16 protein-coding genes are annotated in these 21,444 nt (G+C 68.9%); 9 read left to right on the top strand and 7 right to left on the bottom strand.

The window, feature by feature from the left end; all coding sequences use genetic code 11:
- Positions 1 to 100: 100 nt before the first annotated feature.
- Entirely contained in the window at positions 101 to 421 is a 321-nt protein-coding gene (locus tag ACIBGM_RS05575; RefSeq protein ID WP_360526445.1) for a hypothetical protein, read from the top strand.
- On the opposite strand, the gene ACIBGM_RS05570 is transcribed toward ACIBGM_RS05575, so the two are convergent.
- Positions 418 to 2,523, bottom strand: coding sequence for a galactose oxidase-like domain-containing protein (locus ACIBGM_RS05570; protein ID WP_396384588.1), 2,106 nt, complete (start codon positions 2,521 to 2,523; stop codon positions 418 to 420). The two genes, ACIBGM_RS05575 and ACIBGM_RS05570, sit on opposite strands and share 4 nt — an antisense overlap.
- A gap of 187 nt (positions 2,524 to 2,710) precedes the next feature.
- Between ACIBGM_RS05570 and ACIBGM_RS05565 the strand changes: the two genes are divergently transcribed.
- Positions 2,711 to 3,211: a hypothetical protein gene (locus ACIBGM_RS05565; protein ID WP_396384587.1), complete on the top strand. Its 501-nt coding sequence runs from the start codon at positions 2,711 to 2,713 to the stop codon at positions 3,209 to 3,211.
- A gap of 55 nt (positions 3,212 to 3,266) precedes the next feature.
- Here the strand turns inward: ACIBGM_RS05565 and ACIBGM_RS05560 are convergent, their stop codons facing one another.
- Complete coding sequence (locus ACIBGM_RS05560; protein ID WP_396384586.1) at positions 3,267 to 4,106, bottom strand: S1 family peptidase; 840 nt, start codon at positions 4,104 to 4,106, stop codon at positions 3,267 to 3,269.
- 138 nt (positions 4,107 to 4,244) lie between these two features.
- A complete protein-coding gene (locus ACIBGM_RS05555) occupies positions 4,245 to 4,847 on the bottom strand; it encodes an AAA family ATPase (RefSeq protein ID WP_396384585.1) in 603 nt (200 codons plus the stop codon).
- Between the two features lie 137 nt (positions 4,848 to 4,984).
- On the opposite strand from ACIBGM_RS05555, the gene ACIBGM_RS05550 reads away from it, so the two are divergent.
- Positions 4,985 to 7,729, top strand: a complete 2,745-nt coding sequence (locus tag ACIBGM_RS05550) for an ATP-binding protein (RefSeq protein WP_396384584.1) — start codon at positions 4,985 to 4,987, stop codon at positions 7,727 to 7,729.
- A gap of 81 nt (positions 7,730 to 7,810) precedes the next feature.
- Complete coding sequence (locus tag ACIBGM_RS05545; RefSeq protein WP_396384583.1) at positions 7,811 to 9,511, top strand: S8 family serine peptidase; 1,701 nt, start codon at positions 7,811 to 7,813, stop codon at positions 9,509 to 9,511.
- A gap of 64 nt (positions 9,512 to 9,575) precedes the next feature.
- Here the strand turns inward: ACIBGM_RS05545 and ACIBGM_RS05540 are convergent, their stop codons facing one another.
- On the bottom strand, positions 9,576 to 10,214 hold the full coding sequence (locus ACIBGM_RS05540) for a helix-turn-helix domain-containing protein (protein WP_360526427.1): 639 nt from the start codon (positions 10,212 to 10,214) through the stop codon (positions 9,576 to 9,578).
- Between the two features lie 86 nt (positions 10,215 to 10,300).
- Between ACIBGM_RS05540 and ACIBGM_RS05535 the strand changes: the two genes are divergently transcribed.
- The 3 genes from ACIBGM_RS05535 to ACIBGM_RS05525 all read left to right on the top strand — a co-directional run bounded on the left by ACIBGM_RS05535 (position 10,301) and on the right by ACIBGM_RS05525 (position 15,641).
- Entirely contained in the window at positions 10,301 to 11,767 is a 1,467-nt protein-coding gene (locus ACIBGM_RS05535) for an MFS transporter (protein ID WP_396384582.1), read from the top strand.
- Between the two features lie 77 nt (positions 11,768 to 11,844).
- On the top strand, positions 11,845 to 12,801 hold the full coding sequence (locus ACIBGM_RS05530; protein ID WP_396384581.1) for a carbon-nitrogen hydrolase family protein: 957 nt from the start codon (positions 11,845 to 11,847) through the stop codon (positions 12,799 to 12,801).
- A gap of 50 nt (positions 12,802 to 12,851) precedes the next feature.
- Complete coding sequence (locus ACIBGM_RS05525) at positions 12,852 to 15,641, top strand: LuxR C-terminal-related transcriptional regulator (RefSeq protein ID WP_396384580.1); 2,790 nt, start codon at positions 12,852 to 12,854, stop codon at positions 15,639 to 15,641.
- A 198-nt stretch (positions 15,642 to 15,839) separates the two neighbouring features.
- Here ACIBGM_RS05525 and ACIBGM_RS05520 read toward each other — a convergent pair whose 3' ends face one another.
- A complete protein-coding gene (locus ACIBGM_RS05520) occupies positions 15,840 to 16,382 on the bottom strand; it encodes a hypothetical protein (RefSeq protein ID WP_396384579.1) in 543 nt (180 codons plus the stop codon).
- A gap of 504 nt (positions 16,383 to 16,886) precedes the next feature.
- On the opposite strand from ACIBGM_RS05520, the gene pepN reads away from it, so the two are divergent.
- Together pepN and ACIBGM_RS05510 are read left to right on the top strand one after the other, a co-directional pair.
- On the top strand, positions 16,887 to 19,319 hold the full coding sequence (gene pepN / locus ACIBGM_RS05515) for an aminopeptidase N (protein ID WP_396384578.1): 2,433 nt from the start codon (positions 16,887 to 16,889) through the stop codon (positions 19,317 to 19,319).
- 229 nt (positions 19,320 to 19,548) lie between these two features.
- A complete protein-coding gene (locus ACIBGM_RS05510) occupies positions 19,549 to 20,091 on the top strand; it encodes a hypothetical protein (RefSeq protein WP_396384577.1) in 543 nt (180 codons plus the stop codon).
- 157 nt (positions 20,092 to 20,248) lie between these two features.
- Here ACIBGM_RS05510 and ACIBGM_RS05505 read toward each other — a convergent pair whose 3' ends face one another.
- On the bottom strand, positions 20,249 to 20,560 hold the full coding sequence (locus ACIBGM_RS05505) for a hypothetical protein (protein WP_396384576.1): 312 nt from the start codon (positions 20,558 to 20,560) through the stop codon (positions 20,249 to 20,251).
- On the bottom strand, positions 20,557 to 20,859 hold the full coding sequence (locus ACIBGM_RS05500) for a hypothetical protein (RefSeq protein WP_396384575.1): 303 nt from the start codon (positions 20,857 to 20,859) through the stop codon (positions 20,557 to 20,559). Before ACIBGM_RS05500 ends, ACIBGM_RS05505 begins: the two co-directional genes overlap by 4 nt.
- Between the last annotated feature and the right edge of the window lie 585 nt (positions 20,860 to 21,444).

Raw genomic sequence — 21,444 nt, 5'->3', positions numbered from 1 at the left:
AGTGCCAGCACTGGCCCCAGATCCAGCGATGGCCTCGATGCCACAGACCAGGCCGGCCGAGGACGGTAGTGATCAACTTCTACGGGTCCTGGAGGACACCATGATCGCCATCCTGACCGTCCTGGTCGCACTGCCGCTCGGCCTGCTGGTCCGCAACCGGCTGGCCGCCTACCTGATCTTCGCCATCGCCTTCAGCCACGTGTACACGTTCCAGACCGCGAACCTGGTGATGGAGTGGGTCAACGGCTCCACCGCAGCGTTCCCGGCGACCGAGTCGAACCAGCTCCTCGACGGCACCCTCGGCTACTTCACCTTCACCACGATGATCTACGCCGTCGGCTTCGGACTGGTCACCCTCGGCCACTGGCTCCGCAACCGCCGCCGCACCGCCCCCGAGGTACGGCTGGATCAGCCGGCCTAGTAGCGGAACACCTGCGTCGGCGAGCCGTTGCAGTTGGCGAGCACCACCTGTTCGGCGTTGGTCTTGCCGGGCGCCGAGAAGCAGAGCTTCGGCTTGCTGGTCGACCTGATCCTGCTGTCGGCGCCGATGGTCCACTTCTGGGCCGGGTCGGTGCTGCTGCAGATGTCGGTCCGCACCGGAGCACCCACCTTGAGCGTCCCGCCCGGTACGTCCGCGCACACCCCGAGGGCCCGCAACGTGCCGTCGGCCGGACGCGTCCAGCGCTGGGCCGGCGTGCCGTTGCAGTCCCACAGCTGGATCTTGGTCCCCGGCACGACCGAGCTGTGGTCGATGTCCAGGCACCGGTCGCCCGGTCCGCTGATGGTGAGCCGGATCGGCGCCGGCGCCGGCGGGGCGGTGGCGGTCAGCTGCACGATCCGGGCCACCGACGGCACGCCGTTGCTGTCGACCACGAACAGCATGTAGTACCCGGGCGGGGCGAGGTTGACGTTGGCCGGTGAGCCGACGGTCAGCGCCGTACCCGTGGCACTGAACGAGAGCGGCACGTACCGCTGGCCCTGGTCGTCGCCGTGGGTCGGCGCCCCCAGGCCGACCAGCCCCACCTTGGTGATCGCCGCAGCCTGCGGCGACGTCAGCGAGAAGAAGCTTCCGTACGACGCAGTGGCCGGCGCCGAGGTGATCGCCGGTCGCGCGGCGAGCTGTCCGTCCGGTCCGTACAGGTACGGCGGGGTGAAGTACTCGATGTTCTTCTCCAGATAGCCGACCCGCTGGCACTCACCGCAGATGCCGCCGCCACCGGTCATGACGCGGCCGTCGGGCAGCAGCAGCGCGGTCGAGTGGTACTGCCGGATCCGGTTGGCCGCGCCGAGGGTGCGCCATGCACCCGTCTCGGTGTCGTAGAGCTCGGCGGCGTACACCGGAGCCGCGAGGTTGACGCCGCCGTCGCTCATCACCGCATTCATCCCGCCGGTCGCCAGCGCGTCGCCGTCGGCGAGCACGGTCAGGTTGTGCTGCCGCCGTCCGGTGGCCATCGAGCCGGTCGGCAGCGCCAGCGTCGTACTGTTCGAGTCGACGATCACCGCAGTGCGGGTCGGCACGCTGACCTTGCCTTCCTCGGCGACGACGCCGCCACCGGCCACGAGCGTCTTGCCGACCCGGATGGTGGCGAAGCTGGCGTAGTCGCGGTTGATCAGGTCCCGGACGGAGGTACCGACCTGGGCGCCGGCCGCACTCGTCTGCAGCGTGCGCATGACAGTCCCGGTCCCGACCATGTCGACGTTGCCGTCCGGCCGGACGGTGAGTAGCGGGTACAGCCGACTGGACGGCGTGGTGAAACCGGTGAGCAGCCGGATCCACTGGTTCGTCTGGTGCACCTCGGCGTTCTCCGGACCGCCGCCCTGGATCAGGGCCTCCTGGTTCGGCAGCGCGGTCACCGACGGGTACCAGCGCTCGGCGGCCATGTCCGGGCCGCGGCGCCAGGTCTCGGTCCGCCAGTCGAACAGGTGGGTCTTGCGGATCCCGTTGAGCGACATGTCCCGGTTGCCGCCGGCAACCAGCACGGTGCCGTCGGAGAGCTGGGCGTACCCGGCGCAGAAGATGTTGTAGCCCTGGACGTCGACCCGCTTGCTCGTGTTCGTCACCGGGTCCCAGACCGCGGCCCGGGTGAACGACTGGTCGCTGTACGACTCGGCCGGCCCTTCGCCGACGGAGTCCCACATCAGCACCTTGCCGTTCGGCAGCGTGGCGCTGAACACCGGTACGACGGGAGTGGGGATCACACCGCCCCACGTCCCGGACACGGCCGGGTCCGCGGCCGCGACGATCCGGTCGGCCTCCGCCTGCTCCTTCGGGGAGCGGCGGCCGGGCCGCTGACCGGTCTGCCGCTGGACCTCGTCGGCCCGCGCCTTCGCGGCGCGCTCGATCTCGTTCATCGGAACGCCGACCAGGTCCTCGAGAGCGTGGTCGTGGTCGTGACTGTGGTGGTCGTGCCCCGGTGGTGTGGGCGGCGGGTCCGCGGTGGCGGGCGCGGTGGCGGCGAGGCCGAGCCCCAGCGCGATGGCGGCGGCGATCGCCACCCGGGCATGCGAGACACGAGTGCGCATGACAGGTCCCCCCTGCAGCAGTAGCGATCATCCCGGCGACCGCTGGAGTCAGTGTGTGAGATCCACGACCTCTGGTCAACGGGGGAACGGAGTCGTACCTTCGGAATGTCCGTCTGTGGGGGATGGACAGGGGAGTGCCGCCGAGGTGCCTGCCCGGCGGTGCGCTATTCACAGAGGGGGGCCTGAAATGGGCCGCAACCGTGGGGTGTTCGCAGTCGTCGCCGCAGTGTCAGCGGTAGCCGCCGGAAGTGTTCTCGGCATCGGCTTCGTCTCGCAAGCCGGAGCGACCTCGAGCACGACGAGCTCTACGACCACCACAACCACCGCCACACCGCCGTCGACCACACCGCCGACGACGCCACCGACCACACCGCCGACCACACCGCCACCCGGGGCCGAGTTCTGCACACCGGGGTTCTGGAAGAACAACCCCGGCGCGGTGGCCGAGACGGGCGTCGACATGTCGCAGTCCTACAACGCGCTGTTCGACCCCGACGTCGACGGCACCGCCAAGGGCGGCGTCGCGAACCCGACTCTCCAGCAGGTGCTGGACAACCCGCAGCACTACGGCGGCGAGGCAGCCAACAACGTCGCCGCGCTGCTCAGCGCCGCGCACCCGGATATCAACTTCACCGGTGAGCGCGTCGAGGACAGCTGCCCGCTGGACGCGGACGAGGCCAACGACTGAAGTAGTACGGCCTGGCCGTGTGGTCACGGCCAGGCCGTCGCTGGCCTTAGCGGGATCAGTAGACCGTGACGCCGTAGGTGCTCGCGGCCTCGGGGACCGGTTGGTAGAACGTCGTACCGCCGGACCTGCAGTCGCCGCTGCCGCCGGAGGTGATGCCGAGGGCCTTGGAGCCGTCGTAGAGCGGACCGCCGGAGTCGCCGGGCTCTGCGCAGACGTTGGTCTGGATCATGCCGCTGACCCTTCCGCCACCGGAGTACCGGACGGTGACATTGAGCGCGGTGACTTGACCGCTGTGCGTGCCGGTGGTCGAGCCCTTGCGGGTGACGTTCTCACCGACGAACGCGTTGGCCGCAGTGAAACCACCGGGGTGGCTCAGCGACGTATTGCTGTACTGCACGAGCGCGTAGTCGTTGCCGGGGAAGCTGTAGTCGACGGTCGGGCCGATCAGCGTGGTCTTGGCGGAGTTGGCGTACCAGGTCTTCGCCACCTTGCCGCAGTGTCCGGCGGTGAGGAAGTAGTAGGTGCTGCCCTGCACGACGTTGAAGCCGAGCGAGCAGCGGTACTGGCCGCCGTAGATGGCGTCGCCGGCCGACAGCAGTGGCCGGAACACCCCGTTGGTGCGATTGACCTGGACGCCGTCGTGCTTCAGCGCGGCGACGTCGGCGGACGAGACAGTGGCGTCAGCGGTGACGACAACCTTGCCGGAAGCCGCATCGGTGTACCAGGCGATGCCCTTCACACCGGACTGGTCGACCTTTGCGGTGGCCGCTGCGAGTTTGGCGGCTGGTGACGGCTCGGCGGCTGCGGGCGACACGGCGTACAGGCATGCTGCGACCGCGCTGACTGTGGCTGCCAGCTGGGCGAGCCGGCGGCGTGACGTACGTTCGTTCCTCACGGTGGGTCCTCCTGAGGCGTGCACGGGACCGACTGGGCGGGGTCCCTCGAACGTCGACCGGCAGCAGCACGTAGCCGTGTCGCCACCGGCTGACACTCAGGAGTATTTGCCTCGTTCGCGGAACAGGCAACCGCTGGGCTAGTCGAACGTGATTCGCTCGAGTCTGCTTGCCTGGCGGCGGCTGAGGACCACTGCGGACTCGGCGCCGGGCACTACGTGGCTCGGGTCGGTGACAGCCCGTGCCAACAAGTCCGGCCAGCGACGGAGGTGCGTCTCCATGCTGCTGGAGCGCACGACCCGACCACGAGCCCACTGCCCGGACCGAGCGACGTCCCCGGGTACGTCGAGCAGCACCAGGTGCACCTGGAGTCCGGACCGACGCGCCCGCCAACCGATCAAGCGCCGTACCCACGGGCGAGTGGCGCAGTCGTGCAGGATCATCGGGCCGCTGCGCATCGCACTGATGGCCTTCACGTAGTAGGCGAGGTGCAGCAGCGGCCGCCACCACGCGTACGGAATCGCGCCGAGCGTTGGCATCCAGCGATCGCGCAGTCGCTCGGAGTCGAACACTCGCACTCCCTGGTGGTCACCACCCACCGGGTACAGCCGGCGCAGCAGCGTCGACTTCCCTGCTCCCGGGATCCCGGCCAGCACCACCACCGAGCCCGCCGGGTACCGCAACTCGTCCTTGTCCTGCGCCAGGAGGGTCCCCGGCGCCTCGGCGATCCCCAAACCTGCCACAGCACTCAATCCTCTCGTCCGTAGTGGAGTCCAACACCCACTTAGACGAGAGAGCTTCCCCACCGGCCCATAGAGCACGCTAAGAACTCACTGGGAAAACCCTGAGAGCAGGGCTGCAACCAACGTATGCTCGATCGGTGACCCCCCGCCGGTCAGGCGCCGGATTGATCGGACGGCTCGAGGAGTGCCGGGCGCTCGACGACCTCTTGGAGGACGCCAGGGCGGGGCAGAGCGCTGCTCTGGTTCTGCGCGGCGAGGCCGGCATCGGCAAGACCGAGCTGCTGAAGTACCTTCTCGACAGCTCAGCCGGACACCGAGTTCTGCGGGCAGCCGGCGTGCAGTCCGAGATGGAGCTCTCGTACGCCGGCGTGCACCAGCTCTGCGCCCCGTTGCTCACCGGTCTGGACCAGCTTCCCGGACCTCAACGCGATGCGCTCGCCACTGCGTTCGGTCTGCGGGCCGGGAACGCACCCGACCGGTTTCTCGTCGGCCTCGCCGTACTGAGCCTCCTTGCTGATGCCGCCGGCAACCAACCACTGGTCTGCCTCGTCGACGACGCCCAGTGGCTCGATGAGGCCTCGGCGTTGACCTTGGGATTCGTCGCGCGGCGACTGCTCGCGGAATCGGTGCTGCTGGTCTTCGCCGTCCGCGAACCCACACCCGTGAAGATGCTGCCCGGGCTCCCGGAGTTGGCCGTGAAGGGCCTGTCGGACCGTGACTCCAGAACACTCCTCGGCTCCGTCGTCACCGGTCCGCTCGACCAGCGGGTGCGCGACCGCATCATCGCCGAGTCGCGTGGCAATCCACTGGCCTTGCTCGAGCTCCCGCACGGTTGGACCGCCGCGGAGCCGGTTGGGCATCCGGAGGCCCGGCCGGTGTCGAGCCAGATCGAGAAGGAGTTCCTCCGCCGGGTCGGGTCGCTCCCGATCGATACCCGGCGCTTGATGTTCACCGCTGCCGCCGAGCCGGTCGGTGACGTGCGGTTGCTGCGGCTGGCGGCCGAGCGGTTGGGCATCGACGTGGAGACTGCCGCGGCCGGCGCCTCCGAGCTGATGACCCTCGACTCGCACGTGCGGTTCCGGCATCCGCTGGTGCGCTCGGCGGTCTACCGGGCGACGCCCCTCGAGGATCGGCAGACGGCCAATCGGGCGCTGGCCGAATCGATCGACGGCGACGTCGAGCCCGATCGCCGGGCCTGGCATCGGGCGCAGGGCGCGCCGGGCCCTGATGAGGACGTGGCCGCGGAGCTCGAGCGTTCGGCGGTGCGGGCCCAGGCCCGTGGCGGCCTGGCAGCGGTGGCCGCGTTCCTCGAGCGCGCGTCCGACCTGACCCAAGATCCCGGTCGCCGATCGCATCGCGCACTGGCCGCGGCAGGGGCGAAGTTCCAGGCCGGGGCCTTCGAGGCGGCGGCCGCTCTCCTCGCGACGGCAACCGCCGGACGGCCCGACGAGCTCACCCGCGCGCGAATCGACGTACTGCATGCCGGGCTCGCCTTCGCACAGGGCCGCGGCACCGAGGCACCTCCACTGCTGCTCACCGCGGCTCGCCGGCTTGAGCCCCTCGACGTCGCCCTCGCGCGGGAGACCTACCTGGAAGCGGTCTCGGCAGCGATCTTCGCCGGCCATCTCGCGCACAGCCCGGGTTGGCGTGAGGTTGGTGAAGCGGCCCGCGAGGCCCCGCCAGCGGAGCTGTCGCGCGCAACGGACCAGCTGCTGGATGCGCTCGCCGTGCGTCTCACGGACGGCTTCGCAGCCTCGGCTCCGATGGTCGAGCGAGTCCTGACGGCGTTCTGTGACGACGACGTACCCGTCCAGGAGTCGATGCGGTGGCTGCTGCTCGCCGGAGTCATCGCGGCCGACCTGTGGGATCTCGAGCGCTGGGACCTGGTCACGTCCCGGCACGTGATGCTGATCCGCGACGCCGGCGCGCTCAGCGAGCTCCCGCTCGCACTCGACTCGTCCGCCGTCGTACATGTCTTCGCCGGCGACCTGGCGGCGGCGTCGTCGATGGTCGAAGAGGTGAGAACGGTCAGTACGGCGATCGGCAGCAACCAGCCGCCGTTCGGTGCTCTCGCACTGGCCGCCGTGCGTGGCCACGAGCAGGAGGCACGGACGCTGATCGAGGGCACGATCAGCGGCGCCACCCAGCACGGCCAGGGGCTCGGGGTCACCGTCGCACACTTCCACCACGCGGTGCTCTGCAACGGCCTCGCGCAGTACAAGCAGGCAATGGCCGCGGCCCAAGCATCGGCGGCACACCAGGAGCAGTTCGGTGCGCCGCAGTGGGCCCTGGCCGAACTGATCGAAGCGGCGACCCGGAGTGGTGCCTCAAAGGCGGCGTACGACGCGTTCGAGCAACTCACGGAAACCACGCAGTCCAGCGGTACGGACTGGGCGCTCGGTGTCGAGGCCCGCTCACGCGCACTCCTGTCCGAGGGCGCCACAGCGGACACGCTCTACCGCGAGGCCATCGAGCGGCTCTCCCGCACACGGGTCCGCGTCAACCTGGCGCGCGCGCATCTCTTGTACGGCGAGTGGTTGCGCCGGGAGGGCCGCCGCGTCGACGCTCGTACGCAGCTGGGCATCGCCCACGACATGCTGAGCCGCATCGGCGCCGACGCCTTCGCCGAACGAGCGCGCCGCGCGCTGCAGGCCGCCGGAGCGAAGGTGCGCAAGCGTGCGGTGGAGACATCCACCGCGCTCACTGCCCAGGAGGCGCAGATCGCCCGCCTCGCCGGCGACGGGCTCACCAACGCCGACATCGGCGCCAGATTGTTCCTCAGCCCGCACACCGTCGAGTGGCACCTGCGCAAGGTGTACTCCAAGCTCGGCATCGCATCCCGGAGGGAAATCCCTACGTTCACCGGGGCATCGGGAAGCTGACAACGTCGTCACCCTTCTCGGTCGCCGTACCCCGACCTACCGTGAGCCCGTCACACTCACTCTCCAGGGAGGGATCCGCTCGTGAGAGACGTCCGGAGAAGTATGTTCGCGGCGACAGGGGCCATCGCCCTGGTCGCCGCCACGCTCGCCGTACCGGTGACCGCCGGCGCCGGGGCTACGGGAGCGACAGGGGGAGACACCGAGTACCTGGTCCTGCTCGAAGAGGGCGCGGACCGCAACCAGGCCATCGCGGCGGTCAAGGCCGCCGGCGGTGAGGTGGTCAAGGAGAACGCCCACCTGGGCACGCTGACCGTGCGGGCGGCGGCGTCGGGATTCGTCGCCGGCGTGTCCGCGTCGAGCGCGGTCGAGGGCGCGGCCCGCAGCCGGCCGATCGGCACGGTGCCGCAGCAGAAGAAGCGGAGCACCGTCGAGCGAGAGAACAGCCTGAGCGGCAAGACCGCGGCGAAGAGCAAGAAGAAGACCGTCGGGATGGACCCGCTCGACCCGCAGCTGTGGGGTCTGCGGATGGTTCGCTCCGACCTGGCGCGGATGGTCCAGCCGGGCAAGAAGTCGGTCAAGGTCGGCGTGCTCGACTCCGGGATCGATGCCCGCAACCCGGACATCGCGCCGAACTTCGACTGGAAGCTGTCCCGCAACTTCGCGCCGGACATCCCGGAGATCGACGGCGAGTGCGAGTTCCGCGGCTGTGTCGACCCGGTCGGCTGGGACGACAGCGGTCACGGCACCCACGTGGCCGGCACCATCGGCGCCGCGGCCAACGGCTTCGGCGTCTCCGGCGTCGCGCCGAACGTGACGCTGGTCGAGATCCGTGGCGGCCAGGACAGCGGCTTCCTGTTCCTCGGCCCGGTCACCGACGCGCTGACGTACGCCGGCGACGTCGGGCTCGACGTGGTCAACATGTCCTTCTACGTCGACCCGTGGCTGTACAACTGCATCGCCAACCCGGCCGACAGCCCGGAGGCGCAGGCCGAGCAGCGCACCATCATCCGGGCGATGAACCGGGCGCTGAACTACGCGCACAAGCGTGGTGTCACGCTCGTCGGCTCGCTCGGCAACAACCACGAGGACCTCGGCAAGCCGCGGACCGACATCTCCAGCCCCGACTTCCCGCCGGGCACGGCGTACCCGCGGCCGATCGACAACGCGACCTGTGTCGACCTGCCGGTCGAGGGCCCGCACGTGATCGGTGTGTCGGCACTCGGTCCGTCGACCAAGAAGGCCGACTACTCCAACTACGGTCTCGAGCAGATCGAGGTCTCCGCGCCGGGTGGCTGGTTCCGTGACTACTTCGGGACGCCGCAGTTCCGGACCAACGAGAACCTGATCCTCTCGACGTACCCGGTCAACTCGCTGCAGGCCGACGGGCTGGTCGACGCGGCCGGCAACATCACGCCGGACGGCGTGGCGCTCGGCGCGCAGAAGCAGTGCCCGGCCGGCGTCACCGACTACACCAAGTGCGGGTACTACTTCGTGCTCCAGGGCACGTCGATGGCGTCGCCGCACGCCAGCGGCGTGGCTGCGCTGATCGTCAGCGAGTACGGCAAGAAGAGCCGTGGTGAGTACGGGATGAACCCGGACAAGGTCGGCAAGATCCTGATGGACACGGCCCAGGAGCGGGCTTGCCCGACCCCGCCGCTGCAGACCTACACCAACGAGGGGCGGCCGGAGGAGTTCAACGCGCTCTGTGAGGGCACGCGGGACTTCAACGGCTTCTACGGCCACGGCATCGTCGATGCCTACGCCGCGGTGACCCGCCACTGACAGCTGTCGACCAAGGTGCTGCCCCCTCGAGACTTCGGGGGGCAGTACTGCGTTCGGGCACGGGTCAGGCGCGCCAGCGGTCGGTCAGCTCGGCACCGCTAGGCGGCGGTCCCGGGAGCTCCGGCTCGCCGCCCGGTCGTTCCCCCGGCCGGCGCATCGCCTCCAGCATCAGGGTGAGGTACCGGTGCCGGAGCTGGTTCGTGCGTGCCTCGTCGCCGAGCTTGATCGACGTGATCTGCTCCAGGATCACCGCGAGGTCCTCGACCACGATCCCCGGCCGCAGGTGCTCCTTCGTCCGCTCGTAGATGGCCTGGTTCAGCTCACCCGCGCGGGCGGCGTCCTGCCAGAGGTCGGGCGTCGGGGTGAACGTCCCCGCCAGCCGCTGGGTCAGTGAGTTCGTGTCGGCGTCGACCAGCGCGTGCAGGAACGCTCCGAACGCAACCCATGGCTCACGGTCGTCGGCCAGAGCCTTCTCCGACTCCGCGATGTACCGGGCCAGCCCGTCGCTGCAGAGCTTGCGGAGCAGCTCCTCCTTGCTCGCGTACCGCCGGTAGAGGGCGCTGATCCCGACCCCGGCGCGCTCGGCCACCGCGGCGATCGGGGCGCCGGGATCGGCGATGAACACCGCCCGGGCCGCGGCCAGGATCACTTCGTCGTTGCGGGCCGCCTGCGCCTGCCGGCCACTGAGCGCTTTCGTCGTCATTTCTCCAGCATAGCACTTGAACGGAATGCTCCGTTCCGCTAGAGTTGGAACAGAACATTTCGTTCCGTTTGGGTCTGGAGCCGATGATGACCGCAGTCGCAGAACTTCCCGCAAGCGCAGTAGTCGCCGCGCAGCCCCTCCGCAGGCGCTGGCTCGCCTTCTCCGCGGTCATCACCGCGTCGGTGATGGACCTGCTCGACTCGACCGTGATGAACGTCGCCGCCCCGGCCATCCGCGCCGACCTCGGCGGCTCCTTCGCGAGCCTGCAGTGGATGGCGGCCGGCTACACGATGGCGCTGGCCGTCCTGCTGCTGGTCGGCGGGCGCCTCGGTGACCTGGTCGGGCGGAAGCGGGCGCTGCTGATCGGCGTCGCCGGGTTCACCGTGACGTCGTTCCTCTGCGGCCTCGCGGTGTCGTCGGAGATGCTGATCGCCGCGCGCGTCGCGCAGGGCGCCTTCGCCGCGATCATGCTGCCGCAGGGCTTCGGACTGGCCCGGGACCTGTTCGAGCCGGGCGAGCGGGCCAAGGCGTTCGGGTTCTTCGGTCCGGTGATGGGGCTGTCCGCGGTGATCGGCCCGATCGTCGGCGGCACGCTGCTCGACGCGGACCTGCTGGGCACCGGCTGGCGGGCGATCTTCCTGGTGAACATTCCGGTCGGCATCTTCACCTTCGCCGTCGCGGCGAAGTACCTGCCGAACACCCAGCCCACCGCCGGCCGGGTCTCGCTGGACATCCCCGGGCTGCTGATCGCCGGCGCCGGTCTGGTCGCCCTGGTCTACCCGCTGGTGCAGGGGCACGAGATCGGCTGGCCGCTGTGGTCGAAGGCGCTGCTGGTCGCCTCGGTGCCGATCCTGGCCGGCTTCGGTGTCTACCAGTCCCGCCGGCAGCGCAGCGGAGCGACCCCGCTGATCGAGCCGGGGCTGCTGCGGAGCCGCTCGTACCTGTCCGGCGTGCTGTTCGCGGTGGTCTTCTTCGGCGCGCTGGCCGGAACCTTCGTGCTGGGCATGTTCCTGCAGGTCGGCCTGGGCTACACCCCGATCCACGCGAGCCTGGCGATGGCGCCCTGGGCCTTCGGAGCGCTGATCGGCTCGGCGGTCTCCGGGATCACGATGCAGAAGTACGGCCGCAGGCTGCTCCACGTCGGCCTCGCGCTGATGGCGGTCGGCCTGGTCGGCCTGTACGTCGTACTGTCGCTGGCCGGGCTGAACGTCGGGCACTGGGATCTCGTCGTACCCAACCTGATCGGCGGAGCCGGGATGGGCATGGTCTTCGTCCCGCTGTTCGACATCATCCTGAGCGGGGTCCGGGACCAGGAGGTCGGCTCGGCCACCGGCATGCTGGGCTCGCTGGAGCAGGTCGGGATCGCGCTCGGCATCGCGGTGATCGGAACCATCTTCATGGGCAAGGTCGCGCACGCCACGCCCGCAACCCGGACGCTGGCCGCCCTCGACGGCACCCAGACCGCGCTCCTGGCAACCGTTGGCGGCATCCTGCTCGCCTTCGTGATCGGTTTCCTGCTCCCCAAGACCGCCCGCCCTGGCACCGAGCACTGACTTCACCCACCCTCGCCCCGGCGCCGCTCCGTCCCACGGAGCGGCGCCGCTGGCGTATGGTCGAGTCAGGGGGCGAGATGACGACTTTCACAGTTGCAGCTGTGCAGGCGGCCTACGTGCTGATGGATCGCGAGGCGACGCTTGCCAAGGTGGAGAAGTTGCTGGCGGACCCCGCCGTACAGGCGGCCGACCTGGTGGTGTTTCCCGAGGCGTTCGTGCCTGGCACTCCGATCTGGATCGACGGGCCGCCGATCTGGGACGGTGACGAGCAGTGGTTCGCGATGCTGGCCGACCAGGCGGTGGTAGTTCCGAGCGAGACCACCGACCGGCTCGGGGCCGCGGCTCGGCAGGCCGGCGTCTACCTGGTGATGGGGGTCGACGAACGCGAGGCCACGGGAAGCACGATCTACAACACGTTGCTGTACTTCGATGCCGACGGCAACTTGCTTGGCAAGCACCGCAAGCTGATGCCGACCGGCTCGGAGCGGACCGTGTGGGGGATGGGCGACGGCTCGATGCTCGAGACATACCCGACTCCCTTCGGACGCGTCGGCGGGCTGATCTGCTGGGAGAACTACATGCCGCTGGCCCGGTTCTACCTCTACTCGCAGGGTGTCGACGTGTGGGTGGCGCCGACGCTGGCCAGAGGTGACGGCTGGGTCGCGACGATGCGGCACATCGCCCGGGAAGGCCGCTGCTACGTCATCGGCGCGAACCCGTGCCTGCACGTCGACCAGATCCCGACGGACTTCCCCGACCGGGACCGGGTGTGGCGGACCGAGCCGGACGACCCGGACTGGGTCGAGCCCGGCAACACGGTGATCGTGGGTCCCAACGGAGAGATCCTCGCCGGACCGGCCCGGCACGAGGAGACCATCCTGGTGGCCGAGCTGGACCTCGGGAAGGTCCGTTCCGCACGCCGGATGTTCGACCCGGTCGGCCACTACCACCGCCCCGATGTCTTCCGGCTGGCCGTCGACACCGCCCCGCGGCCCGTGGTCACCACGCTCCGCAACGGTTTCCCGGACGAGTAACCGCCATGCGCACGCTACGGCCACACGGCGATCCGGGCGGATGATGGCGCATGGCCGGCTTGATGGTCGGACGCGGGGGCGAGGCTGCGGTACTGCGAGGAATGATCGCGCAACTGCCGAAGCGCTCGGCAGTCGTGGTGGTTCGGGGTGAGGCGGGCATCGGCAAGACAGTGCTCGTCCGGTCGGTTCTCGACGAGCAGTCCGGCAACGGCGTACGGATCCTGCGCGGCGCCTGTGCGCCGATGTCCGGCGCGACTGCCTACAGCGGCCTCGGCGCAACGGTGACGGCTGCGCTGAGTCAATCTGTGGAGGCCGGCCAGTTCCCTTCGGCTGCGGCGGCTCGAGCGTGGTCGATGCAGACCCTCACCGACGTGCTCGAGAGCGACGCGGAGCAGGGCACGGTCCTCATGGTCGAGGACGTTCACTGGGCGGACTGGTCCACGCTGGACTTCCTTGCCCATTCGACACGCAACCTGCCCGAGAGACGGCTGCTGGTCCTGCTCACCTGGCGGGACGAGACTGCCGAACCCGACCGCCTGACCTGGCTCGGTGAACTGCTTCGAACCCCGGCAGTCATCGATCTGCCGCTCCGTCGACTGACCGAGCAGGAGACCTCGCAGCAGCTACTCGATCTCCAACCGGACTGTACGACGGAGACGGTCGCTGCCGTGTACGCGCGCAGCGCAGGCAACCCGTACCTGAACGTCGAACTGGTCCGCGGTGACCTGACCGTGCCGGCTTCGTTGCGCCAACTCCTGCTGGCGCGTCTGCAGGCACTCTCGGCGGCCGCCCGCGCAGTCGTCGCGGCGACCGGCACGTTGGCTCGCGCTCTCGATGACGATGACCTGCTGGCGGCGGCCAGCGGTGCGGGCGACGCCGTACGAGAGGCCTGTGACTCTGGTCTGGTGATCCGGGACCCTGCGGCCGGATGCTTCGCGCGACATCCGGTGGTCGCCGAGGTCGCCTATGAACAGTTGCTGTCTCCGGAACGCCGCGACCTGCATGCGCGCCTCGCTCAGCATTTGGCGGGTCGCGTTCGTCCCTCGGCGACCGCGTCGGAGCTCGCCGAGGTCGCTGAGCAGTACCACCGCGCGAGCGACAGGGATGCGACGTTCACGTGGGCTCTCACGGCGGCTCGGGTCGCCGAGACGGCGTACGCGTATTCGGAGGCTGGCCATTGGTACGCCGTCGCGTCGTCTCTGTGGCAGCCATCGGACCTGGCCGATGAGCGCGTACCGGAGCGCCTCGTACTCGCCGAGCGGGCGGCCTCGCTGCTAAGCGATGGCGGTCACCACGCCGAGGCTCTCGCCTTGCTCGAGGGGGCCGTGGCCGGCGGCGACGGTGAGGTGGGAACGCTCGAGGCCCTGCTAATGCGGGGCAAGCTGCGCGCCCATCATGCCGACGACCTCGCCGGAGCGATCGCGGACCTCGAGCGAGCACGGCGTCTGGTGCCGACCGGTGACGATCGAACTCTCGGCCGGGTGTGCATCGCACACGCGACGATCCTTGGCCCCTATGCCCGCTCGGCCGAGCTGGCGCGGGCCGCTCAGATGGCGCTGGAGCACGCGACACGGGCAGACGACATCCGCACGGTTGGACAGGCTAGAGCGTGGCTGGGAGGAGTCGCCGCAAACGAGCGCAGGATCGAAGACGCACTCGACGACGCGCGGGCCGCGCTGACGATCGCTCGCGACCTCGCCGAGCCGGAGGACATAGCCTGGGCGGGAGTGACGCTGACCTATGCGTACGGCATGCGCGGCGACACCGACAACGTCGTGGCCGTCGCGAACACAATCCAGTCCGAGCTCCGGCACCTGATGACCAACGAGCACTGGCTCGAAGGCATCATCGAGTCCAACGCCGTCTTCAACCTCTACGCGGCCGGCCGATGGGACGAGGCACTGAACCGCGACGACCGAGGCCGCCCCCCGTCCGGGCCGGCGTACAAGGACGCCCAACTCGCGCTCATCCACATGGCCCGCGGGAACCTACAGACCGCTGCCGAACTGCAGCGAGGACAGGAACTGCTCGCCGCGGACGACCAGCCCCAGGACAAGGGCGACTACGCAGAGATCGAGGGCCAGCTCCGCCTACTCCAGCATCGCCCACGCGAGGCCCTGGACCTTGCACTGGAGGCCGCCGAACTCCTCCACGACACCGAAGAGGAACCGATGTCCGGCGGGCTGTTGCGCATCGGTCTCGAAGCAGCGGTCGCGGCGCAGTCGCCCGACGGCTTCGATCGACTCGTGATGCTGCTTCGGCGTGGCATAAGTGGTGTCGAAGGCCCAGCGCTGGCTGCGATTGTCGACGGTGAACGATCCCGGATCCGCGGCACGCCAGACCCGGCCCCGTGGCGCATCGTCGTACAGGAATGGGCTGCACTCGGCCGGCCGTACTGGGAGGCGCAAGCCCGACTGCGGGTGGCCGAGGCACTGCTGGCTCAGCGCGGGCAACCTGGCGCCCGAGCCGAGGCGACCAACGAGCTCGAGACCGCGCGACACATCGCCGAGCGGCTCGGCGCGGCGCCCCTGCTCGGCCAGATTCAGGAGCTGGCGAAGCTCGCCCGGATCCAGCTCGACGACTCCGTGACCGAGCACCATGGGCAAGGCGCGGTCACCACCGACTCACACCCACCGCTGACCGAGCGCGAGCTCCAGGTCCTTGCCCTGGTCGCAGCCGGCCGGACGAACCGCGAGATCGGCGAGGCGCTCTACATGAGCCCCAAGACCGCCAGCGTGCACGTCACGCACATCCTCGAAAAACTCGGCGTACGAACCCGAATCCAAGCCGCCACCAAAGCAACCCAACTCGGCCTCACCGGCAACCCCCCACCCACCTGACACTGACGCGACCGCGTCCACGCCGAGCCGCGGCAGCGCGGCGGCCGGCGAGGACAAAGGCACCCGCCGGTCGTGCGCTGCCGATGTGTTGGTTACCGACGGCGGTCGACGCGCCGCGCCGTACGACGGGCAGTCCGTCGCGCCACCCTGCGAGAGCCGAACATGGTCACCTCCAGCGTCGTGTTCCGGCCCACGGCGTCACTTCGCCGCGGCAGCCGTCTCCATCTCGTGCAGTTCCTTGGCTTCGGCGGCCTCGAGGAGTCCGATGCCGACCAGGTCGAGCGGGCTGATGAACTCGTCGGCCAGCCGGAAGCCACCGGCCCGGACGACCGCGTCGCGCAGCGGGACTGCCCAGTGGTGCTCGAGCAGAAGGAGCGCGGCGGCCGAGTCGTTCGGGATCTCCTCGAGAACGTCCCAGGCATCTTCCTCGTCGAAGACGTCGAATCCGTCGGCGGCGGCCTCGGCACCTGCCTCCGCGCCCTTTTCCAGGCCCTCCTCGCCCTCGATGCCCAGGCCGATCAGGGCGCCGATCTTCGTGCCCAGCTCGACGGCTTCGTCCAGCGTGAGGTTGCTGAGATGAGCGACCTCGATCTTGCCGTCGGCGTCCTTGTGGACGGCGAGTGCATCGATCACCCGGATGGCGTCCGCCTCGCGCAGCCGCTCGAGCTCCTCGATGATCTCACCGTGAAAGTTCGGGTGATTGAACCCGAGCACCACCAACTGCACCGGTCCGATGGCCATGCCGTTTTCCCCTTCCGTGCCGGGTGACGCGACGGCACTCCCCCCGCCGCGCAACCATCCTCATCACCACCCGGACGCAGGAACATCATCCGCGGCGGGTGATCCGCCGACCGGCCCCGCCCAGGCCGCAGGTTCGGGTCCGGATGCCGAACCTGCCGGTCCGTTCCGAAGAGTCGCCAGGGTAGACGACCTTGAGCTTGGCTCTTGTCGACTCGAGGAACTCTGTTACTCACCAATTCCTTCACAAGGTGTCCCAAAGTGCCCGATGGACCTGACGCGCAGAGCCTGCTGTATACGGCTCCAGGTGCGGGAAGTACGACGGGGTGAACGTCCCGGAGCACAGACGGGATGAACGGAGCGGAGGCTGAAAATCGTAGTGCCGAAGGGCCCCGGTTGCGTCGATAGGCGACGCGATGGACACGCCCGGAATCACGGGCCCCTCCGGCCTGCTGAGTGTCGGGGTCTGGTCCACAATGAACGAACGCGTCTTCGAGGGGGGAAGCGATGAGTGTCCGGAGTTTGACCCAAGCTGAGGCTGAGGGCCGCTCGAGCCTGCTGACGGTCGAGCGGTATGACGTTGCCGTCGACCTGACAGACCTGCCGACCGGCTCGCGGGTCCGGTGTGAGTCGAGGATCACCTTCGACTGTAGCCGCCCCGGAGCCGAGACCTTCGTCGACTGTGTGGCAGAGGTTGACAGCGCCGTGCTCAACGGGGTCGCGCTGCCGGCGGCCGCCGAAGGCCGGATCGCACTGGCCGGTCTCGGCGAGCGCAACGTCCTCACTGTGGTCACTGTCCCGGACTGCTCGACCGATGAGCAGGGTGTTCACAAGGCTGTCGATCCCGCCGATGGCGAGGTGTATGCGTACACGGACTTCAGTCCCGACCACGCCCGGTATGCATGGGCGTGTTTCGATCAGCCCGACCTGAAGGCGCCGTACGCATTCACGGTGACGGCTCCGCCCGGTTGGCTGGTGCTGTCCAACAGCGGCGGTCCGCGGATCGAAGATCTCGGCTCCGCGCGGCGCTGGACCTTCCCGCCGACGCCACCGCTGGCGACGTACAACACTGCGATCAACGCCGGACCGTACTACGAACTGCGCCGGAGCGGCGCGGGTCACGATCTCGGCCTCTTCGCTCGCCAGTCACTGGCTCCGATCCTTGACCGGGACGCCGACGAGCTCTTCACCCTGACCACCCAAGGGCTCGAGTTCTTCGCCGACAAGTTCGGCATGCCGTTTCCCCAGCACAAGTACGACCAGGTTTTCACGCCCGAGTTCCCTGGCGCGATGGAGCACTTCGGCTGCGTCACCTGGATGGACTGGTTCCTGCGCCGGACCACCCCGACGCGTGCGGAGTGGGACATCTTCTCGCGGTACCTGTTGCATGAACTCGCGCACATGTGGTTCGGCAACATCGTCACCATGCGCTGGTGGGACGATCTGTGGCTCAACGAGGCGTTCGCGGAGTTCGCGAGCAACTGGGCCGCGGTGTCCGCGACGTCCTACACCGACGCCTGGGTGGCGCATGCGGCCGACGACAAGCTCAGGGCCTATTTCGTCGATCAGGGACCGACCACGCACCCGATCCGCCAGCTTGTCCGGGACGTCTCCGAGGCCGAGGCGACTTTCGACGCCATCACCTACCCCAAGGGTGCGTCGGTGCTGCAACAGCTGATGACGTATGTCGGTGAGGCAGAGTTCTCCGCGGGGCTGACCAGCTACTTCGCCAAGCATGCCTGGGGCAACACCACGCTGCAGGACCTGATCGATGCGGTCGCCGAGTCGAGCGGACGTGACCTGGACCAGTGGCGTGCGGGGTGGCTGGAAACCGCAGGTACCGATCGGCTGACCCTGGATCGCGACGGGGATGGTTTCGTCCTGGTCGCGAAGGGCCCCGGTGGGCAGCCGCGGCCGCAGGTGCTTGCCGTCGGCGCCTACCGGGGACAAGGCGACCGCCTCGAGCGGGCGGCACTCGTCGAGGTAGCGGTCGCGGGCGAACGGACCCGGATCGACCTGCCGGCCGACGCGGACCTCTACCTGGTCAACGACGAAGACCTGACCTTCGCCTCGACAAGACCCGATGCCGCGACCAGAAACGCGTTCTTCGGCAACGCCGCCCGCCTGCCCACACCCATCTCGCGGAGTGTCGCGATCACCACGGCCTGGGACATGCTGATCAACGGCGAAGCGTCGGCCGCCCAGGCCGTGCAGTGCCTGACCGGAGTGCTAGCGGTCGAGACGTCCGCGTCGGTGATCGAGCCGTATCTCGACCTAGCTGTCGAGGCCGCGGAGCTGTGGAGCCCGGAGTCGGAGCAGGATGTGCTGATGCGGGCAGTAGCGGCGGCGTGCCGCAGCCTCTCCGGCGTCGGCGCCTACCGCAAAGCGGCACTGCGTGGCTTCGCCCGGACCGCAGCCGACCTGGAGCAGGTTGGGTGGCTCCAGGGCGAGGCAGGTGAGGACGTCGATCTCCAGTGGCGAGCGCTGGTCCGCAAGGCTCAACTCGGCGGCCCGACCGCTACTGAGGCACAGGCCCTGCTCGACCGGGACCCGGATCCCGAGGCCTGGGTCAGCAGGCTTCAGGTCCGTGCGGCGACCCCGGACCCGGCTGAGAAGAAGGCGGTGTGGCAGACGCTGGTGACGGAGCGCGCGGTGCCGCTGGCCTCGGTCTACTCGGTTGCGGCGCCGTTCTGGACCGTCGGCCAGGACGACCTGCTGAGGCCCTATGCGGAGGCATATCTCGAGCTCGTGCCGACCATCCACCGTGGTGGAGCCTTGCCGGCCAAGACCTTCACCAGACACCTCTTCCCGCAGTTCGGTATCGACCTGACTTTCGTCGGACGGGCGGAGGCCCTTGCGGCAAAAGCTGTCCCGGTCGTCCGCGCGAGCCTGCTGGAGCGTGCTGATCGGGTGAGCCGCATGCTGCGCTCTCGCGGCTGAGGTCCTTCCGCCGACCCGATCAACCACGCAGATCTCCGCGGCAATCTCGGCTCGTCATGACACCGGCAGCTTGAGAGGCAAGGCCTACTGGCGGTCCTTCGGCATCGGAAATGTCTGGGCCGTGGGCGGCGCAGGAGTGGGGCCCGGCATCGGCAAGAGCGTTGAGCATCAATGTCGTGTTGGATGCAACCGTTTCGCATTGCGACGTCGCCGTGGAACCATGCGTGCCATGCGCACCTACCTCCTGACCTCTGGGCCGTGGGCGGTCGGTTTGTTCAGCGGGCTGATCTTCGGCCTCGTTTTCGCCGCAGTGACTCGATTCACCGCTCCGCCGCCGGTCTCCTGGCAGGTAGCTGCGATCGCGGGCGTGGTTGCGGGGGTGTTGGTTGGCGGCACGCTGGCATACGCCAGCGTGAGACGGCAACGAGATTTGCGCGCCGCAGCTGGCGACCTATCACCGGAACAGCAGTTGGACGCGTACCGAGCCGCGTTCAGCGGTGAGATCCCGGTGGATCCTCAGATTCGCGGAGCTTCCGCGCGCATCGCTCGAGGCAGGATCGCGGAAATGAGCCAGTTCCGCTTCCTTAACGTGATCGTGGCAGCCTTACTTACGCTCGGCGCTGTCGTGAACCTCACCGCCGGTGAGTACATACTCGCTGCCTTGCTCTTGGCAGCGGCGCTGGCGGACGGCGGTCAGCTGTACCAGCTCAAGCGGGTGCGCCGACAGCTCCAACGATTGTCCGCTGGGAGCCCCGCCGATCAGAGCGGCTGAGCACCGCACCCGTCCCTGTTGTTACAGCCGTCATCACCGGAGAACTGGAATCGCGCAGGCTTCGATAACGCCCACCCCCGGCATTACGGCCGGATCTGCAGCGAAAACGCCCGAGTTCCGGAATTCCAGGTGAGAGGACGGTGCGAGCGGTCGGTTTTCAGTTGTCCTTGTCGGGCTGTTGGTCTGGCCGGTCGGTGCGCGCCTGCAGTTGCGCCGCGAGGCGGCGACGCCACTCGTACAACTGGGCGAGCGCCTGCTGCCGGACGGCCTCGCCGGCGGCGGCGCCCGCTCGGCGGAGGGTCGGACCGTGCTCAAGCCAATAGCTGCGCAACGCGCGCTCGAGCTCGGCCGCGTCGGCGCCGCCGCGTCCTGCTCGACGCAGCGCGTGCCGGACGGCGCTGAGGTCGGCCTCCGCGGCGCCGTATCGTCCGAGGTCGCTGTCCTCGGACTCGTGGTTGTGGGATGTCACGTCGGCTGGATTCGTGGGGCGGCTCCGCCGCGGCCGGCGCCGAGGCCCTGGAGGAGGCGGATGAGGGCGTCGAGGAGGTTCTGCAGCAGATTCCCCAGAACTCCGCCGAGATCCACACCGTCGAGCAGCCCGGCGATCGCGCACAGCAGGTTGCCGAGCAGGTTGCCGGGGCCGGGGATGGCGGTGATGTCGAGGACCACTTGGTTCACTTGCACCCGTAGACCGAGGAGGTTGAGGTCCAGGGGGCCGAGCTCGAGGTGCAGGATGGGACAGACTTCCGGCTGAGGCGGCTCCGTCATGGCCGGCCTCCGAACTCACGTCAGACACCCGACCTGATCGCAAGCCGCAGGCCCGACCTGAGCCCACTCACCGAGTCTCGATCCGCCTCTCTCCGACACACCCACACCAACGCGCGTCGCCTTCGATGTGATCGCCAACGCCCCAAAACAAGGCAATCCGGCCCGCCAATGCCACCGTTGCCAACCGCTCGCCACGCCGGCACCATCGAGTCGGCCAAGATCGCTCTTCAGGCGGACCTGGCGGACCCGAACGGTCTCATCGGCAAGGGGATCACGGACCACCCCATCTGGTTCACCCACTTTTCGCTACCCCCGGGATCGCCATATGCCTCGAACCAGGCCTCGGTCAAAGTTTGGTCCAGACATCGCTACACCAGCGTGAACAGCCACCCGTACAACCACCTGGCGAGGCACCCCGAGGCGAAGAGAGACGCGACGCTTGGCGAGATCGTCTTCTTGTTCAACGCGTCCTTAGTGCCAGGGAACGAGCTTCGGCTGGGCGGGGCTGCGCACGGACCTGTCCTCGTCAACGTACAGCCATACGATGTCGCTGAACCCGTGTTGAGCGAAGTCCGCGACATCACC

This window comes from Kribbella sp. NPDC050470, from assembly GCF_044458365.1.
In the GTDB taxonomy this organism is placed as follows: Bacteria; Actinomycetota; Actinomycetes; order Propionibacteriales; family Kribbellaceae; genus Kribbella.
This window is presented reverse-complemented; position numbering and strand designations above follow the sequence as displayed.

Excerpts from the sequence above, each read along its gene's own strand:
- pepN (WP_396384578.1), top strand. The coding sequence starts at position 16,887 with ATGAGTGTCCGGAGTTTGACCCAAGCTGAGGCTGAGGGCCGCTCGAGC.
- ACIBGM_RS05540 (WP_360526427.1), bottom strand. The coding sequence starts at position 10,214 with ATGACGACGAAAGCGCTCAGTGGCCGGCAGGCGCAGGCGGCCCGCAAC.
- ACIBGM_RS05500 (WP_396384575.1), bottom strand. The coding sequence starts at position 20,859 with ATGACGGAGCCGCCTCAGCCGGAAGTCTGTCCCATCCTGCACCTCGAG.
- ACIBGM_RS05525 (WP_396384580.1), top strand. The coding sequence starts at position 12,852 with ATGGCCGGCTTGATGGTCGGACGCGGGGGCGAGGCTGCGGTACTGCGA.
- ACIBGM_RS05530 (WP_396384581.1), top strand. The coding sequence starts at position 11,845 with ATGACGACTTTCACAGTTGCAGCTGTGCAGGCGGCCTACGTGCTGATG.
- ACIBGM_RS05510 (WP_396384577.1), top strand. The coding sequence starts at position 19,549 with ATGCGCACCTACCTCCTGACCTCTGGGCCGTGGGCGGTCGGTTTGTTC.
- ACIBGM_RS05520 (WP_396384579.1), bottom strand. The coding sequence starts at position 16,382 with ATGGCCATCGGACCGGTGCAGTTGGTGGTGCTCGGGTTCAATCACCCG.
- ACIBGM_RS05570 (WP_396384588.1), bottom strand. The coding sequence starts at position 2,523 with ATGCGCACTCGTGTCTCGCATGCCCGGGTGGCGATCGCCGCCGCCATC.
- ACIBGM_RS05575 (WP_360526445.1), top strand. The coding sequence starts at position 101 with ATGATCGCCATCCTGACCGTCCTGGTCGCACTGCCGCTCGGCCTGCTG.
- ACIBGM_RS05535 (WP_396384582.1), top strand. The coding sequence starts at position 10,301 with ATGACCGCAGTCGCAGAACTTCCCGCAAGCGCAGTAGTCGCCGCGCAG.
- ACIBGM_RS05565 (WP_396384587.1), top strand. The coding sequence starts at position 2,711 with ATGGGCCGCAACCGTGGGGTGTTCGCAGTCGTCGCCGCAGTGTCAGCG.